The sequence below is a fragment of the Tistrella mobilis KA081020-065 genome, from assembly GCF_000264455.2.
GTDB classification, from domain to species: Bacteria; Pseudomonadota; Alphaproteobacteria; order Tistrellales; family Tistrellaceae; genus Tistrella; species Tistrella mobilis.
On sequence record NC_017959.1, the window covers coordinates 20801 to 35739 of the forward strand.

The 14939-nt window shown below is 68.4% G+C and carries 16 protein-coding genes; 10 read left to right on the forward strand and 6 right to left on the reverse strand.

Annotated features, from left to right (window positions below):
* Positions 1 to 27 precede the first annotated feature (27 nt).
* Both TMO_RS28590 and TMO_RS28595 read right to left on the reverse strand, forming a co-directional pair.
* Positions 28 to 711, reverse strand: coding sequence for a methionine ABC transporter permease (locus tag TMO_RS28590; RefSeq protein WP_014748558.1), 684 nt, complete (start codon positions 709 to 711; stop codon positions 28 to 30).
* Positions 695 to 1747, reverse strand: coding sequence for a methionine ABC transporter ATP-binding protein (locus TMO_RS28595; RefSeq protein WP_145978544.1), 1053 nt, complete (start codon positions 1745 to 1747; stop codon positions 695 to 697). The genes TMO_RS28590 and TMO_RS28595 overlap by 17 nt, the downstream gene beginning before the upstream one ends.
* A 363-nt stretch (positions 1748 to 2110) precedes the next feature.
* On the opposite strand from TMO_RS28595, the gene queE reads away from it, so the two are divergent.
* From queE to TMO_RS28615, 4 genes are read left to right on the forward strand one after another with little or no spacing between them, the layout of a single operon-like run.
* The gene (queE, locus tag TMO_RS28600; protein ID WP_041608277.1) at positions 2111 to 2743 is read left to right on the forward strand and encodes a 7-carboxy-7-deazaguanine synthase; all 633 of its coding nucleotides are present in this window, start codon (positions 2111 to 2113) and stop codon (positions 2741 to 2743) included.
* Positions 2743 to 3129 carry a 6-pyruvoyl trahydropterin synthase family protein gene (locus tag TMO_RS28605; protein WP_014748561.1) on the forward strand — a complete coding sequence of 129 codons (387 nt, stop codon included), beginning with the start codon at positions 2743 to 2745 and terminating at the stop codon, positions 3127 to 3129. Before queE ends, TMO_RS28605 begins: the two co-directional genes overlap by 1 nt.
* Positions 3126 to 3869 carry a 7-cyano-7-deazaguanine synthase QueC gene (queC, locus tag TMO_RS28610; protein ID WP_014748562.1) on the forward strand — a complete coding sequence of 248 codons (744 nt, stop codon included), beginning with the start codon at positions 3126 to 3128 and terminating at the stop codon, positions 3867 to 3869. Before TMO_RS28605 ends, queC begins: the two co-directional genes overlap by 4 nt.
* A 31-nt stretch (positions 3870 to 3900) precedes the next feature.
* A complete protein-coding gene (locus TMO_RS28615) occupies positions 3901 to 4404 on the forward strand; it encodes a TrmH family RNA methyltransferase (RefSeq protein ID WP_187297903.1) in 504 nt (167 codons plus the stop codon).
* 275 nt (positions 4405 to 4679) lie between these two features.
* On the opposite strand, the gene TMO_RS28620 is transcribed toward TMO_RS28615, so the two are convergent.
* Both TMO_RS28620 and TMO_RS28625 read right to left on the reverse strand, forming a co-directional pair.
* Positions 4680 to 6173, reverse strand: a complete 1494-nt coding sequence (locus TMO_RS28620; RefSeq protein WP_014748564.1) for a class I adenylate-forming enzyme family protein — start codon at positions 6171 to 6173, stop codon at positions 4680 to 4682.
* A gap of 79 nt (positions 6174 to 6252) precedes the next feature.
* Positions 6253 to 6831 carry a TetR/AcrR family transcriptional regulator gene (locus tag TMO_RS28625; RefSeq protein ID WP_267021811.1) on the reverse strand — a complete coding sequence of 193 codons (579 nt, stop codon included), beginning with the start codon at positions 6829 to 6831 and terminating at the stop codon, positions 6253 to 6255.
* Between the two features lie 383 nt (positions 6832 to 7214).
* Here TMO_RS28625 and TMO_RS28630 point away from each other — a divergent pair, with 383 nt between their 5' ends.
* Positions 7215 to 8027, forward strand: coding sequence for a thioesterase family protein (locus tag TMO_RS28630; RefSeq protein WP_145978540.1), 813 nt, complete (start codon positions 7215 to 7217; stop codon positions 8025 to 8027).
* A gap of 26 nt (positions 8028 to 8053) precedes the next feature.
* On the opposite strand, the gene TMO_RS28635 is transcribed toward TMO_RS28630, so the two are convergent.
* The gene (locus TMO_RS28635; RefSeq protein ID WP_187297904.1) at positions 8054 to 8863 is read right to left on the reverse strand and encodes a DeoR/GlpR family DNA-binding transcription regulator; all 810 of its coding nucleotides are present in this window, start codon (positions 8861 to 8863) and stop codon (positions 8054 to 8056) included.
* A gap of 120 nt (positions 8864 to 8983) precedes the next feature.
* Here TMO_RS28635 and TMO_RS28640 point away from each other — a divergent pair, with 120 nt between their 5' ends.
* The 5 genes from TMO_RS28640 (at position 8984) to TMO_RS28660 (ending at position 13726) form a co-directional block, all read left to right on the forward strand.
* Positions 8984 to 9628: a DNA-binding protein gene (locus TMO_RS28640; RefSeq protein ID WP_014748568.1), complete on the forward strand. Its 645-nt coding sequence runs from the start codon at positions 8984 to 8986 to the stop codon at positions 9626 to 9628.
* Between the two features lie 170 nt (positions 9629 to 9798).
* Complete coding sequence (locus TMO_RS28645) at positions 9799 to 10581, forward strand: ABC transporter permease (protein ID WP_014748569.1); 783 nt, start codon at positions 9799 to 9801, stop codon at positions 10579 to 10581.
* 4 nt (positions 10582 to 10585) lie between these two features.
* Complete coding sequence (locus TMO_RS28650; RefSeq protein ID WP_041608245.1) at positions 10586 to 11617, forward strand: ABC transporter ATP-binding protein; 1032 nt, start codon at positions 10586 to 10588, stop codon at positions 11615 to 11617.
* A gap of 77 nt (positions 11618 to 11694) precedes the next feature.
* Positions 11695 to 12792, forward strand: coding sequence for an extracellular solute-binding protein (locus TMO_RS28655; protein ID WP_014748571.1), 1098 nt, complete (start codon positions 11695 to 11697; stop codon positions 12790 to 12792).
* Positions 12793 to 12904: 112 nt separating this feature from the next.
* The gene (locus TMO_RS28660) at positions 12905 to 13726 is read left to right on the forward strand and encodes an ABC transporter permease (protein WP_014748572.1); all 822 of its coding nucleotides are present in this window, start codon (positions 12905 to 12907) and stop codon (positions 13724 to 13726) included.
* Between the two features lie 99 nt (positions 13727 to 13825).
* On the opposite strand, the gene TMO_RS28665 is transcribed toward TMO_RS28660, so the two are convergent.
* Entirely contained in the window at positions 13826 to 14914 is a 1089-nt protein-coding gene (locus TMO_RS28665; protein WP_041608248.1) for a TRAP transporter substrate-binding protein, read from the reverse strand.
* Between the last annotated feature and the right edge of the window lie 25 nt (positions 14915 to 14939).

The window sequence follows — 14939 nt, forward strand, 5'->3', positions numbered from 1 at the left end:
GCCACCTGACCAGGCGGGGCGTGCCCGTTACCGGTGCCGCTTGTTCACCGCCCGCGCGATCCGGTCACCCACCGACTGCACCAGCTGGACCAGCACGATCAGCAGCACCACCACCGCGATCATCATCTCGGGCATGAAGCGCTGATAGCCATAGCGGATGCCCAGATCACCGAGCCCACCGCCGCCGACCGCGCCGACCATGGCCGAATAGCCGATCAGCGACACCACCGCCAGCGTCAGCCCGTGCACGATGCCGGGCATGGCCTCGGGCAGCAGCACCTTCAGCACGATCTGGATCGGCTTCGCCCCCATCGCCTGTGCCGCCTCGATCAGGCCGCGATCGACCTCGCGGATGGCACCCTCGACCAGTCGGGCGATGAAGGGGATGGCGGCCACCGTCAGCGGCACGATCGCGGCCGAGGTGCCGATCGAGGTGCCGGCGACCAGCCGGGTGAAGGGGATGATGGCGACCGCCAGAATGATGAACGGGATGGAGCGGGTGGCATTGACCACCGCGCCCGCGATCCGGTTCCAGGCCGGTGCGCCGTAAAGTTCGCCCCGGCCGGTGACCGCCACCGACACGCCGATCGGCAGGCCGATCGCAGTGCCGATCAGGGTCGCGACCGCCACCATATAGGCGGTCTCGCCGGTCGCGCGCAGCAGCAGGTCGATGAGCTGGGGCGGGAAGAGCTGATCAAGCCACTGGAACATGAGCCGTAATCCGTGCATCGAGGCCGAGGCCGTTGATGAAATCCACCACCGAGGCGCCGGCGGCCTCGCCGCCCGGCACCTCGACCAGCATCAGGCCGAAGGGCTTGCCCTGGATGTATTCGATGCGGCCATGGAGGATGTTGACCGCCACCCCGCGTTCGGTCGCGAGCCGGGCGATCGCCGGCTCGAAGGCGGCAGCCCCCTTGAACACGATCCGCACCACCGCATTGCGGTCGCCACCCGTGGCGGCGCCCTCGTCGAACCGGCGCTTCAGCCCTGAGGGGATGGCAAGGTCCACTTCGCTCGACACGAAGCTGCGGGTGGTCGGGTGTTCGGGCGCGGTGAACACGTCGTAGACCGGGCCCTGTTCGATCACCCGGCCGGCTTCCATCACCGCCACGCGGTCGCAGATTTCGCGGATCACCCCCATTTCATGGGTGATCGCCACCACCGTCAGCCCCAGCCGCCGCTTCAGATCGGCGATCAGGGTCAGGATCTGCTGGGTGGTCTCGGGGTCGAGCGCCGAGGTGATCTCGTCGCAGAGCAGCAGCCGGGGCTCGTTCGACAGGGCGCGGGCGATGCCGACCCGCTGCTTCTGGCCGCCCGACAGTTCCGACGGGTAGCGCCCGGCCTTGTCGGCCAGACCCACCAGCTCCAGCAGCGGCTCCACCTTGCGGCGCCGCTCGGCCCTGCCGACTCCGGCGAGTTCCAGCGGCAGCGCCACATTGTCGAACACGGTGCGCGACGAGAGCAGGTTGAAATGCTGGAAGACCATGCCGATCCGCCGCCGGGCCTTGATCAGCCCGGCATCGTCGAGCGCGGTCATATCGGTGCCGTCGACCGTCACCCGGCCCGTGCTCGGCCGCTCCAGCAGGTTGATGCAGCGCACCAGCGTGCTCTTGCCGGCACCGCTGCGCCCGATGATGCCGAAGATTTCTCCGGGCTCGACCCGAAGATCGATCCCGTCCAGGGCTGAAACGGCGGTCGCGGTGCCGCGGGCGGCATAGGTCTTCGCGACAGCTTCCAGCGTGACCATGGCGGTCATGCGCGCATGTCCTTCCGTCATCCGTTGCGCGGATCGGACGGCAGGCGGCCGCAATGCCCGCGACAGGATACGGAAAACCCGCGGGCGGAGCGGCTGCCGGCGGGTCGATCCGCCTCTCTTTAGCGGCATTTGTATGGGCGCCCCGCAAGCTGAAGCCTCAAATCGGCGCCATTGGCCGGAGGATAATCAGCGTTCTTCGATGTTGAAAGGAAAGAATGCGCATGAGCGGCATGTGAATGCCGCATGGTGGACCGCGGGGGCCGGATGTGCTTCAACTCCGCCCATGGGCAGCCGGAGTCACCGGCGCGCGATCCAGAGGATCGCATCGCTGACGCCCGCAGCAACGAGGACAAGATGAGTTACACGGTCAAGGAGCTGTTCCTGACCCTGCAGGGCGAAGGCGCACAGGCGGGTCGGACCGCCGTGTTCTGCCGCTTCGCGGGGTGCAATCTGTGGTCGGGGCGGGAACGGGACAGGGCAGGGGCCCTCTGCCGGTTCTGCGACACCGATTTCGTGGGAACCGACGGCGACGGGGGCGGACGCTTCCGCGACGCACAGGATCTGGCGGCGGCCATCGAGGGCTGCTGGGGCGGCGGCCGGGCGCGCCGCTATGTCGTCTTCACCGGCGGCGAGCCGCTGCTGCAGCTGGACGAGGCGCTGATCCACGCGGTCAAGGCCCGGGGTTTCGAGATCGCGGTGGAGACCAACGGCACCATCGCGGCCCCCGAGGGCATCGACTGGATCTGCGTCAGTCCCAAGGCGGGAACCGAGCTGGTTCAGCGCCGCGGCCACGAGCTGAAGCTGGTCCACCCGCAGGCGGGGCTCGATCCCGCCGCGCTGGAAGCGCTCGATTTCGGGGTGATGTGGGTGCAGCCCATGGACGGGCCGGACCGGGCGGTCAACACCGAAGCCGCGGTCGCCTGGTGTCTCGCCCATCCGCGCTGGCGCCTCAGCCTCCAGACCCACAAGCTCATCGGAATCCCCTGATGTTCGAGCTTTCCAAGCAGTTCCGCTTCGAGGCGGCGCACACCCTGCATCGCGTGATCGATGCCGAGCCCAGCCGCCGCATTCACGGCCATTCCTACCGCGCCGAGGTGGTCATCCGCGGCCGCCCCGACCCTGTGACCGGCATGGTGCTGGATCTGGGCCTGTTCGAACGCGCCCTGGCCGGCGCCCGCGACGGGTTGGATCATCGCCTGCTCGACGAGGTGCCGGATCTGGGGCCGGCGACCATGGAGAACCTGGCCGCCTGGATCTGGCGCCGTCTCGCCGGCCAGCTGCCCGGCCTCGCCCGGGTGACCGTCCACCGCGACAGCACCGGCGACATCTGCACCTGTTTCGGCCCGGATGCCGGCAGCGGGGTGGCGGCATGACCGGGTCTCCGCGGAATGCCGGCGCGCTGGTCCTGTTCTCGGGCGGGCAGGACAGCGCCACATGCCTCGCCTGGGCGCTGGACCGGTTCGACCGGGTGGAGACGCTGGGCTTCGACTATGGCCAGCGCCACCGGGTCGAACTCGATTGCCGCGGCACCCTGCGCGAGCGGATGGCCGCACTCGACCCGCGTTGGGCGGCACGGCTCGGCCCCGATCACACCCTCGATCTGGGCGTGCTGGGCGCGATGTCGGAAACCAGCCTGACCCGCGAGGTGGAGATCGGCCTGCGGGAGGACGGCCTGCCCGACACCTTCGTGCCCGGCCGCAATCTGCTCTTCCTCACCTTCGCGGCCGCCCTCGGCTTCCGGCGCGGGCTCGACCATGTCGTCGGCGGCATGTGCGAGACCGATTATTCGGGCTATCCCGACTGCCGCGACGATACGATCAAGGCGCTGCAGGTGGCGCTGAACCTGGGCATGGCGAAACAATTCGTCCTGCACACGCCGCTGATGTGGCTGGACAAGGCGGAAACCTGGGCCTTGGCCCAGCGGCTGGGCGGTGCGGCGCTGGTCGATCTGATCGTCGCCGAGAGCCATACCTGCTATCTGGGCACGCGCGGCGAGTTGCATGACTGGGGCCATGGCTGCGGCAGCTGCCCGGCCTGCCGCTTGCGCGCCCATGGCCATGCGCGCTATCGGGAGGCCCTGACTTTGGATGGCCGGATGCCGGCCGCAGGATGACGGAACGACCGGAAGGGTGACGGAGATGGAGATGCGGGGCTTCTTCGCGATCGGGCTGGAGGCGGTGACGCGGCCGATGAATGCCGGCACGCTGTTCCGCGCCGCCCATGCCTTCGGTGCCTCCTATGCCTTCGCCCTCTCGGACGACCGCCTGGGAAGGCGGGCCGCCCAGGCCGACACCTCGGCCTCGGCCCGTCATCTGCCCTTTTTCCGCTTTGCCTCGATCGACGCTCTGCCGATGCCCGAAGGCGCGCTGCTGATCGGGTTCGAGATCGACGACGCGCTCGACACCATGCCCTACATCCCCCATCCCGATCAGGCGGTCTATCTGATCGCGCCGGAAGTGGACGGGCTTTCGGCGGCCGCGCGCAGCCGCGCCTCGGCCGTCATCCGCCTGCCCGGCCGCCTCGCCCTCAACCCGGCCATGGCCGGCGCGCTGGTCATGTACGACCGGATGCTGATCCACGGCCGCTCGGCCCCCCGCCCGGTGGCATCGAGCGCGGTGCCGGGGCGGCATGGGCCGCGTCGAGAGTGATGGCTGTCCGCATGCAGGGCCTTCCTCTCCTTCCATCCTCCTGATGTTCTTGGTATGTTTTCGATCTAACGTAAAACGTTCATTTTGTCCGGAGGCATCGCCCATGTCGGAAGCGGAATGGCGCAGGGCAGCGGTGAAGGACTGCCGCACCAGACTGGCAGCCGCCATAGAAGAGGGGCTGGAGGACGAGCGCCTCGGCCGCCTGTACGATATTGAGGAGGTTCTTGAGGAATTGCTGGCACACTACGACGCCATGATCGCCGCTCGCATCCCCCTCACACCCCCTCCCGCAACAGAAACTTCTGCAGCTTCCCCGTCGGCGTCCGTGGCAGGCTGTCGACCAGGCGGATAATCCGCGGGATCTTGTAGCGGGCGAGGGCGGCGGTGCAGTGGGCGGTGACCGCCGCTTCGTCGAGGGCGGTGTCGGCCTTGGGCACGATGAAGGCGGTCACCGTCTCGCCCCATTCCTCGTGAGGGGTGCCGATCACCGCCGCCTCGGCAATGGCGGGATGGGCGGCGAGCACATCCTCGACTTCCTTGGAATAGACGTTCTCGCCGCCGGTCACGATCATGTCCTTCAGCCGGTCGACGATGAACAGATAGCCGTCGTCGTCGATCCGGGCGAGATCGCCCGAGCGGTACCAGCCGTCATGGAAGGCGGCGGCGGTGGCCTCGGGGTCGTTGTGATAGCCCAGCATCATCGACTGGCAGCGCATCCAGATTTCGCCGGTTTCGCCGGGGCCGGCCTCGGTCACCTCGTCGCGCATGACCTTGAGGTCGGCGCCTGCCACGGCATAACGGCCGATCGAGCCCGCCTTGGCGACCTGTTCCTCCGGATAGAGCGCCGTGCCGGTCGGGCCGGTCTCGGTCATGCCGAAAACCTGGTAGAATCGGTCCGACCGGTAGCGCTCCGCCAGCATCCGGGCGGTGACCGCATCGATCGGCCCGCCGCCATAGATCCAGGCCCGGACGTGGGAGAGATCGAAGCTGTCGAAATGCGGCAGCATGCGCGGCGGCATCAGGAAGGCGATGGGCGCCCCGAAGAACAGGGTGCAGCGCTCCTCCTGCATGGTCTGGACGAAATGCAGCGGATGGTATTCGGGCAGCAGCACCACCGCCGCCCCCACATAGACCGAATTGATCAGCATGTTGTTGAGCGGGAAGCTGTGCCAGACCGGCATGGCCAGCAGCACCCGGTCGGTGGGGCCCAGCCCGTAAACCAGGCTGGAGCCCGTGCCGGCGAGCAGTACGTTCGCATGCGAATGCAGGCAGCCTTTGGGCCGCCCCGTCGTGCCCGAGGTGTACAGGATCTCGACCGGCTCTCCGGCATCGAGCGCGACCGGCGCCGGTGGCGCGGCCGGGGCAGGGCCGGCGAAGAGCCCGCCGTCGCCGTCATCGAGCATCAGCATGCGGGCAGCTCCCGCCGCCGAGCCGTCGCCGGCCAGATCGCGATCCACCAGCCAGAGCGTCGCGCCCGAATGCTGCAGGATATAAGCGGTCTCTGGTGCCGCCAGCTTGTGGTTGACCGGCACGGTGACCGCCCCTGCGCGCACCGCGCCGAAGAAGGCCACCACCCACTCGACCGTGTTGCGGCCATGGATCGCAACCGCATCGCCCTTCGTGATGCCCGCCGCCTGCAATCGGGCGGCGGCATCGTCGGCCGCGGCGTCGAGATCGGCGAAGCTCAGCCGCCGACCGCCGCCGACCAGGGCTTCGCGGCCGGCAAATTTGCGGGCGGCGCTCCGCAGCACATCGTCCAGCGTCCACATTCTTGCGTTTCCTCCGGGGGGCGGCCGTTCGGGCCGTGATGATCGGGACAATGTCCTCAAGGGACGCGACAGCGCAGGCTCAACCGGCACCGCTGTGTGGATGGGGTCCCAATGCCTGAACGCAGAAGCGCGCAATCGCTGCGCCCAGCCGGGCGTCTCTTTCCGGGTCTGCGGCCGATGCTTCCGGGGGCTGGGTCAGGGGGCCGGCCATGGCCTCGGCAATCGCACCGACGATCGCGGCAGCGACGATGTCCGCGTCCTGTGGTGCAATCTCACCGCTGGCGATCCCTTCACGCACAAGTTGTGCAAATATATCGCGATAGGGCTGGCGATAGCGCAGCCGTTCCGCTTCGATCGCCGGATCCACCGGCTCGGCGAGCAGGGCCCAGGCGAGGCGTGGTCCCTTCAGGGCCCGTCGTGCGAAGGTTTCAACCACGCCGGCCAGTCGCTCGCGCGCGGTTCCCGGCTGGGCTGCGCGCCTTGCGCAGGCATCGATCTCGCGCTGACTGGCCCTGCGGAACACCTCTTCGAACAGGTCGGCCTTGGAGGGAAAATACCGGTAGAGCAGGCCGGTCGACACCTCGGCCCTGGTGGCAATGGCCGGCATGCTGGCAGCCGCATAGCCGCCCGACGCGACCAGCGCGAGGGCTGCGGTCACGATCTCCTCCCGGGTGCGGGCAAGCCGCTCCTCCATCATTTTTGTGCGCCGGTATGCCATTCTTAAAAATTGAACCACCTTTCATTTCTTATTGCAAGCGCCTGAGGCCGTGCTCTATGGTTGCTGAAATTATAACGAAAAGAAGAAATGCATACGAGTTGACGAAACGATCGCGTTCGTATGCAATCAAGTCGAATCCGGTATGTACGGATGGTGTGTCGGGCGGGAGACGTGCCTCGCCGTCCCATCTGATGATCGTCAAGGGCATCCGCCCGACGCGATCGGCGGGGGGGGGGGAGCGTCTCCCGCTCTCCGGGTCAGGCCCGCGAAGCCCGCAGGGCCGGGCCTGACATGCCGTCGTCAAAGTCATGGACATCGCCGACATGCTCGAATCAGTCGATGGCGACAGTGTCTTCCTGTGGCGTGGGGAAGGCGAGGTGCTGCCCACCATCCTCGCCCGTGGTCCATGGAGCGAGATGGCTCAGCATGGGGGCGCGCCGGCGGCCCTGCTGGTTCATGCTGCGGAAAGGGCCCTCGGGGAGCCGGGGTGGCTGCTCAGCCGCATGACGCTGGAACTGCTGCGCCCGGTGCCGGTGGCCCCCCTGCGTCTGGTGATCCGCGGCCGGCGCGGCCGGTCGGTGCGTCGCGCCGACATGGCGTTGATCGCCGACGGGTCCGAGGTTGCACAGGGCGTGGCGGTGCTGATGCGCGAGGAAGCCATAGACCTGGGGGATCCGGCCGTTGGCGGTCCGGGGCTGCCACTGCCGGCCAGCTGTACGGAGCCTGTGCGGATCCCGGGGATGCCGGACACCCGTTCATTTCATTACACGGCCATGGAATCGCGGGTGGCGGCAGGCTCGGTGGCTCGTCCCGGCCCTGCGGCGGTCTGGTTTCGTCTGGCGGTGCCGCTGGTCGAGGGGGTGGAGAACTCGCCAGCCATGCGGGTGATGGCAGCTGCGGATTTCGGCAACGGCATCAGCTGGGTGCTGCCGCCCGACCGGTTCACCTTCGTGAACACCGATCTGACCGTCCATCTCCACCGCGCGCCGGTGGGGGAATGGGTGGGGGTGGATGCGACCACCGTCATGCAGCCCCATGGGGTGGGGCTCACCACCTCGCGCCTGGTCGACGAGCTGGGCGAGATCGGCATCGCCATGCAGGGGCTGGTGGTCCGCCAGCGGGCGGCGGCGGCCTGACGATACGGTCAGCCAGGGTTCCGTCTTCAGGCGAGCACGATCCGGGTCCCGGCCTGTTCCGCCGCCTCGCTCAGATGGCGGGGTGGGGCGCGGTCAGTGACCAGCCGGTCAATCTCCGGCAGATCCGCGATCCGGACCGGGGCGCTGCGGGTGAATTTGGACGCCGCCCCCACCGCTACCACCATGCGGGCGGCGCGGATCATCGCCTGTTTTGCGGCCACCTTATGCAGGTCGAAATCCATCAGCGCACCGGTTTCGTCTATCCCTGAGAAGCCGATGATCGCGACATCGCAGCGGAAGCGCGCAAGCCCCGCCTGGGTGGTGTCGCCGATCAGCGATCCGTCGGGGCCGTGGATGCTGCCGCCGGTGACGAAGATTTCGGACCGGGGGCCGTTTTCCGGCCGGCCCGCCGCCAGCAGCATCGCCGCGGGCAGACTGTTGGTCACGATGGTCAGCCCGCCGCGCGCCGTCAGCGCGCGCGCCACGGCTTCCACCGTGGTGCCGACATCCAGGAAGACCGCGGCACCGTCGGGCACCAGTTCGGCCGCGCGCCGGCCGATCGCATCCTTGGCGTCGGTCTGACTCAGCTGCTTTTCGGCATAGGGCGGGCGGACCGCCGGCTCCACCACGCCGGCCCCGCCATGAAAGCGTTGCAGCAGTTTCAGCGCATCCAGCCGGATGATCTCGCGCCTTATGGTCTGGGCCGAGACGTCGAACTGCCGCGCCAGCGCATCGATGGTCGCGAAGCCCTGCTCGCGCACGATGCGCAGGATGTCGTACTGGCGCTGGCTCACCGCCTCGCCGCTGTCCAGGATCACGTTCTCTCCGGTCGGCACCTGCCGTGCATCCTTCGTCACCGATGGCGTCGCCACACTGGACGGCGACAGAATTGGAAGATAATTTACAACGACCCCCGCCGGGCCGCGAGCCCGGTTCCGTTCCGACCGGAGATCTTCATGGAACCGTCGCTCTTCGTGGCAGAAGGCAGGCTGTGGCGCAATGATGATGCGCAATGCCGGGTGTTCGACCCCTGGTCCCTGATCTGGCAGCCGGCCGATGCCCTGCCGGCGGGCGCCCGGGCGATCACGGCCGAGGCGGCGCTTGCCGAACTGGCTGCCGCCAACCGCATCCGCCGCCTGCCGGTCGCGGTGATCGGCCCGCGCGAACCGGTGGGCGATCAGGAAGCCGTGGCTGCCGCCATCGGGGCCGCGATCGCCTCGCTCGGCCTGGTTCTGCTCACCGGCGGCAAGGGCGGGGTGATGGCCGCAGCCAGCCGCGGCGCCGCGGAATCCGGTGGCCTGGTCCTGGGTTACGTGCCGGATGAAGACTGGCGGATGGCCAACCCCCATGTCGCCGTGCCGCTCGCCACCGGTATCGGTCCGGTGCGCAATGCACTGATCGCGCGCGCCTGCCCGGTGCTGATCGCGGTCGGCGGCGGCTATGGCACGCTGTCCGAAATCGCCTATGGCCTGCATTTCGACAAGCTGGTGCTGACCATCGCCGACGCGCCGGTGGTGGATGGCGCGATCATCTGCCGCGATGTGGCCGAGATCCGCGGCCGCATCGCCCGGCGCATGCTCGCCCTTGACGCGACGCTCTGACCGGCCCTGCCGCCGCGTCGCGCCCCCGTCGTCGTTCTGCCACCTGATCTGTAATCAAACGATCATTGGTGGCCGGAATGGAAGAAAACGATAATGCGCCGGTCTCGCCCCGCCGGTCTCATGTCCGGTGACCCGGGCGTGGCGGGGTTTCCCGGCACCGGACGGTTTCCATGGCGCTCGTCACCGCATGCTACCTGCTCTATCTGGCGGCGCCGATCGCGCTGCTGGTGCTGGGCTCGTTCGGCGACAGCTGGACCGGCACGCTGCTGCCCTCGGGTTTCACCACCCGCTGGTATGAAGATCTGCTCGCCGATGCCAGCTTCCGCCGCGCCTTCTTCACCAGCCTGAAGGTGCTGGCGGCCACGGCGGTGATCGATGCGCTGATCGCCGTGCCCGCAGCCTACGCCATCCATTCCGCCGCCAGCCGCGGCGTGCGCACCGCGGCGCGCATCGCCTCGCTGATGCCGGTGGCCGTGCCGGAACTGGTGCTGGGCTTCGGCTTCATCCTGGTGTTTTCCTCTTCGACCCTGCCATGGCTCGGCACCTTCGAGCTGCTGGTGGCGGCCCATGTGGTCCTGACCCTGCCCTATCTCATGAACACGCTTCTCGCCGACATGCAGACGCTCGGGCTCGCCCGGATCGAGGCCGCGGCGGCAACGCTCGGCGCCGGCTTCCGCCATCGCTTCGTCGATATCGTGCTGCCGTCGCTGCGTCACAGCCTGACCTCGGGGCTGGTGATGGTCGCCGCCCTCTCGATCGGCGAATTCCAGCTCTCCAACCTGGTCGCCGGCTTCCTGGACCGGACCTATCCGATCGTGCTGCTCCAGGCCTTCTACGGCGCCACCGGCTTTGCCTGTGCCGCGACCGTGGTGCTGCTGGCGCTGGCGACGCTGGCGGCCGGTGCCTCGGCACTTGCCGCCGCCGGCGGCCGGCGCGCCCGGGCGGGAGGGTGATCCCATGAGCGTGCATTTCGACGCCGTCTCCTTTCGTTATCCCTCAGGTGGTGCCGGTGTCTCCGACATCGATCTGGAGATCGGCGATGGCGAGCTGCTGGCGGTGATCGGGCCGTCGGGCTCGGGCAAGACCACTCTGCTGCGCCTGCTTTCGGGCTTCGTGGTGCCCGATCGGGGCCGGATCCTGATCGACGGCCGCGACGTCGCCCGGGTGCCGGTCAAGGACCGGGCGCTGGGCGTGGTGTTCCAGGCCTATGCGCTGTTCCCGCACATGACCGCGGCCGAGAACGTCGCCTATCCGCTGAAGCTGCGCGGGGTGGACCGTGCCACCCGCATGGCCCGCGCAAGTGAGGCTCTGGAGAAGGTCGGGCTCGGCGGTTTCGCGCACCGCCAGCCGGCCTCGCTGTCGGGCGGGCAGCAGCAGCGGGTAGCGCTGGCCCGGGCGCTGGTCTTCGGGCCGCGGGCCCTCCTGCTCGACGAACCGCTGTCGGCGCTGGATGCCGGGCTGCGGGCCGGCATGCGCGACGAGATCCTGCGCGTCCAGCGCGCGGCCGGCATCGCCACCCTGTTCGTGACCCATGATCAGGAAGAGGCGCTGTCGATGGCCGACCGGGTTGCCGTGTTGAAGGATGGCCGTCTGCTTCAGGTCGACACGCCCCGCGGGCTTTACGAGCGGCCGGTGGATGCGACCGTCGCGGGCTTCGTCGGCCATGCCAATCTCTGGTCCGGCCGGGTGGCGGCCGACGGGCTGGTCGAGACCGCGATCGGGCCGATCCGCACGGCCACGGGCGGTTTCGCCCCGGGCGATGCCGTCACCGTGATGATCCGCCCGGAAGAGGTCTCGGCCGAGCCCGCCGCAGATGCCGCCAACCGCTTCGCCGGCCGGATCGCGGCCGATCGTTTCCTCGGCAATCTCCGCCGCCTGGACCTCGAAGTTCCGGGTGGGCTGGTGAAGGTCGAGACCCGCCGTCGCGATGCGATCGATACGGTCGCCATCGCGCCCGAGGCCGTCCGGCTGTTGCCGGCCGGTCTCTGACCGTCACCGTCTCCCTGCACGCTGATCCCCCAGCACCCGCCCAACAGCACCAGTCGAACGGGACCGATCCGATGACCATGAGCTTCTGGAAGAAGACGGCCGCCGCCCTGATGATGGCGGCCGGCACCTTCGCCGCCACCACTGCCCTGACCCCGGCCTTCGCCCAGCCGCTGGATGGCGGCGAGCTTTATCAGGGCGAGCAGGCCCTCTACGACGCCGCGCGCGACGAGGGGCTGGTGGTCTCCTTCGACACCGGCCCGACCTGGGCGAACTGGGCCGCCCAGTTCAAGGCGTTCAAGGCCCGCTATCCGGGCGTCGAGATCGTCTATAACGATCTTGGTTCGGCCGCGACCGTGGTGGCGCTCGACAAGTCGCGCAACCGGCCGCAGGCGGATACCGCCTATTATTTCGCGGGTTCGGCCCTCGATGCCGCCGAGAAGGGCGTCGTCGCCGATTTCAAGCCGGTGAATTTCGACCGTCTGCCCGAACCCTTCCGTCATCCGGCCGGCCAGTGGTTCACCATCCACAGCCTGAACGTGGCCTTCCTGGTGAATACGAAGCTGGTCAAACAGGTCCCCCAGAGCTGGGCCGATCTGCTGGGCGAGGCCTATCGCAATTCGGTGGTCTATCTGGATCCGCGCACGGCCGGGCAGGGCCAGGTGGTGACCATCGCCGCCGCCTTCGGCAATGGCGGCAGCATGGACGACGTTCAGCCGGGCATCGACTATCTGGGCCGGTTGCACAAGGCCGGCAACGTGCTGCGCACCGTCGGCACCACGCCTTACGCCCAGTTCGTGAAGGGCGAGATCCCGATCTGGATCGGCTACGAGAATGACGGGCTGAAGGCCAAATATGTCGACGGCATGGGCGACGACGTCGCGGTGGTGATCCCCGCCGAGGCCTCGGCCGCGGCCCCCTATGCGATCAGCCTGGTCAAGGACGGTCCGAACCCGAATGCCGGCAAGCTCTGGCTGAACTACATCATGACCGACAAGGGCCAGACCACCTTTGCCGAGGGCTTCGTGCGCCCGTCGGTGCCGGGTGTGAAGCTGCCCGACGAGGTGCTGGCCAAGCTGCCCGAGGCGCCGCAGATCCGCCCGGTGGATGTCGCCAAGGCGCGTGACGCCAAGCCCGCCATCGATGCCGGCTGGTCGAAGGCCGTGCTCGGCCAGTAACCTGCCCGCGCAACCTGCCCGCGCCCTCACGCCTGATGCGGCACGGTGCCGGCCGATCCGGTGCCGTGCCCGCCGGCGTTTTCAACCGTCTCTCTTCTTCAGGACCAGCCCCATGACCTTGCCGCCCCGGCTCCTGATCCTGCTGTCGCTGCCGGCGCTCGTCACGATGGCGGTGTTTTTCGTGCTGCCGCTCGCCGTGCTGGTGGGGGAGACGGGCGAGGGGGGCGGTGCCGCCTATCTCAGGCTCGTCGACGATCCGGTCTTCTGGCAGGGGCTGAAGGGTACGCTGGTGCTGGGCACGGTCGCCCCGGCGCTGTCGGTGGTGGTCGGCTTCTGCGTGGCGCTGCATCTGGCACGCCTGCCCGAGGGCAGGCGCCAGGGGCTGCTGTTTCTGCTCTCCCTGCCGCTCACCTTCTCAGGGCTCATCGTCGCCTATGGCTTCATCCTGGTCTTCGGCCGCGCGGGCTTTTTCACCCTGCTGCTGGCCGAACTGGGCGCCGATCCGGCGGTGGTGGGGGCGATGATCTTCACGCCGGCGGGGCTCGGCTTCGCCTATTGCTATTACCTGATCCCGCGCGTGGTGCTGGTGATGCTGCCGGTGCTGGTCAATTTCGACACGCGCCAGATGGATGCGGCCGAAAGCCTTGGCGCCGGCCGCTTCGCCGCCTTCCGCGACGTGCTGCTGCCCCAAGTGACCCCGGCGCTGATCGCCGCCTTCTGCCTGACCGCGGCGGTGGCCATCGGTGCCTATGGCACGGCGCTCGCCCTGGTCGGCACCCAGGTGCAGATCCTGCCGCTGCTGCTGTTCTCGAAGATCTCGGAAACCGGCGCCGACCTGCCGGCGGCGGCCGCGGCTTCGGTGGTGCTGATGGCGGTCTGCTGTGCGGTCATGGGCCTGGCCGAAGCCCTGGGCGGGCTCCGGCGCAGGGGGTGATTCGTTTGTCCCTCTGCCCAAGCGGGCGCTGGCGCGCCCTTGGCCGCCGCCGCAATGGCGGCTTGCACCAGCCACCCTCGGGTGGCTGGTGCGGAACGATCAGCGATAGGGGAAGCCGGCCTTCTCCATCAGGGCCGAATAATCCTTCAGGATCTTGACCACCTTGCCGGCGCGCGGGCTGGTCGCGGCGATCTCGTCCCAGAACTGTTCGGCGTCCTTTTCGACCTGCGACCATTCCTCGCGCGGGATCGAGGTCAGCTCCATCTTCTTGCCGTTGACGCGCAGATCGGCCTCGCCGCCCCAGTACCAGACCTGGCGGTAGTAATGCGACTGGTCGATCGTGGTCAGGAACAGCTGCTTCAGATGCGGCGGCACCTTCTCCCAGCTCTTGCTGTTGGCGAAATAGGACCCGCACCAGGCGCCGCAGATATTGTTGGTCAGCGCGTAATTGCAGACATCCGCCCAGCCCACCTCATAGGCCTCGGTGAAGCCGCACCAGGCGACGCCGTCCAGCTGGCCGGTCTGGATCGCGACCTCGACATCGTCCCAGGGCACGGTCACCGGGATCAGGCCGTAGCGCGACAGGAACTTGCCGGCGGTCGGCACGCCGAAGACGCGCTTGCCGCGCATATCGGCCAGCGAGCGGATCGGCTCCTTGGTGAAGACATGCAGCGGATCCCAGGCGCCGGCCGACAGCCATTCCACGCCGTCGATCTCGTCATAGGCTTCTTTCCAGATCTCGTTCAGCCCATAGCGCTGGAACAGCACCGGCAGGTCCAGGCTGAAGCGGCAGGAGAAGGGGAAATAGCCGCCGAACACCGCCACATCGGCGGGCGAGGCCATGGTCGCGTCATCCGACTGCACCGCATCGATGGTGCCGTTCTGCAGCGCGCGGAACAGTTCGGCGGTCGGCACCAGCTGGTCGGCGTAATAGAGTTCGATCTCCATCTCGCCATTGGCCGCCGCATTGAAGGCCTCGATCTGCGGCTTGATCACATGGGCGCCAAGCGGTGCGCCCGAATAGGTCTGCAGCCGCCAGCGGATCTTGGACTGGGCATGCACCGCCGGGGCGGCGAAGGTGGTGCTGGCCGCCAGCGCCGCGCCGCCGATGCCGGCGGTCTTCAGGAACTGTCGCCGGCTTCCCGCGACCGGATCGGCCGAGGACGTCTTCTTCTCGATGTCGCTCATGTCGTTCGTCTCCTGGAAGCGGTGC

Coding starts and splice junctions, on each gene's coding strand:
- TMO_RS28590 (WP_014748558.1), bottom strand. CDS start 711: ATGTTCCAGTGGCTTGATCAGCTCTTCCCGCCCCAGCTCATCGACCTG.
- TMO_RS28660 (WP_014748572.1), top strand. CDS start 12,905: ATGACCTTGCCGCCCCGGCTCCTGATCCTGCTGTCGCTGCCGGCGCTC.
- TMO_RS28630 (WP_145978540.1), top strand. CDS start 7,215: ATGCTCGAATCAGTCGATGGCGACAGTGTCTTCCTGTGGCGTGGGGAA.
- TMO_RS28640 (WP_014748568.1), top strand. CDS start 8,984: ATGGAACCGTCGCTCTTCGTGGCAGAAGGCAGGCTGTGGCGCAATGAT.
- TMO_RS28605 (WP_014748561.1), top strand. CDS start 2,743: ATGTTCGAGCTTTCCAAGCAGTTCCGCTTCGAGGCGGCGCACACCCTG.
- TMO_RS28595 (WP_145978544.1), bottom strand. CDS start 1,747: ATGGTCACGCTGGAAGCTGTCGCGAAGACCTATGCCGCCCGCGGCACC.
- TMO_RS28665 (WP_041608248.1), bottom strand. CDS start 14,914: ATGAGCGACATCGAGAAGAAGACGTCCTCGGCCGATCCGGTCGCGGGA.
- queE (WP_041608277.1), top strand. CDS start 2,111: ATGAGTTACACGGTCAAGGAGCTGTTCCTGACCCTGCAGGGCGAAGGC.
- TMO_RS28645 (WP_014748569.1), top strand. CDS start 9,799: ATGGCGCTCGTCACCGCATGCTACCTGCTCTATCTGGCGGCGCCGATC.
- TMO_RS28620 (WP_014748564.1), bottom strand. CDS start 6,173: ATGTGGACGCTGGACGATGTGCTGCGGAGCGCCGCCCGCAAATTTGCC.
- TMO_RS28650 (WP_041608245.1), top strand. CDS start 10,586: ATGAGCGTGCATTTCGACGCCGTCTCCTTTCGTTATCCCTCAGGTGGT.
- queC (WP_014748562.1), top strand. CDS start 3,126: ATGACCGGGTCTCCGCGGAATGCCGGCGCGCTGGTCCTGTTCTCGGGC.
- TMO_RS28655 (WP_014748571.1), top strand. CDS start 11,695: ATGAGCTTCTGGAAGAAGACGGCCGCCGCCCTGATGATGGCGGCCGGC.
- TMO_RS28615 (WP_187297903.1), top strand. CDS start 3,901: ATGCGGGGCTTCTTCGCGATCGGGCTGGAGGCGGTGACGCGGCCGATG.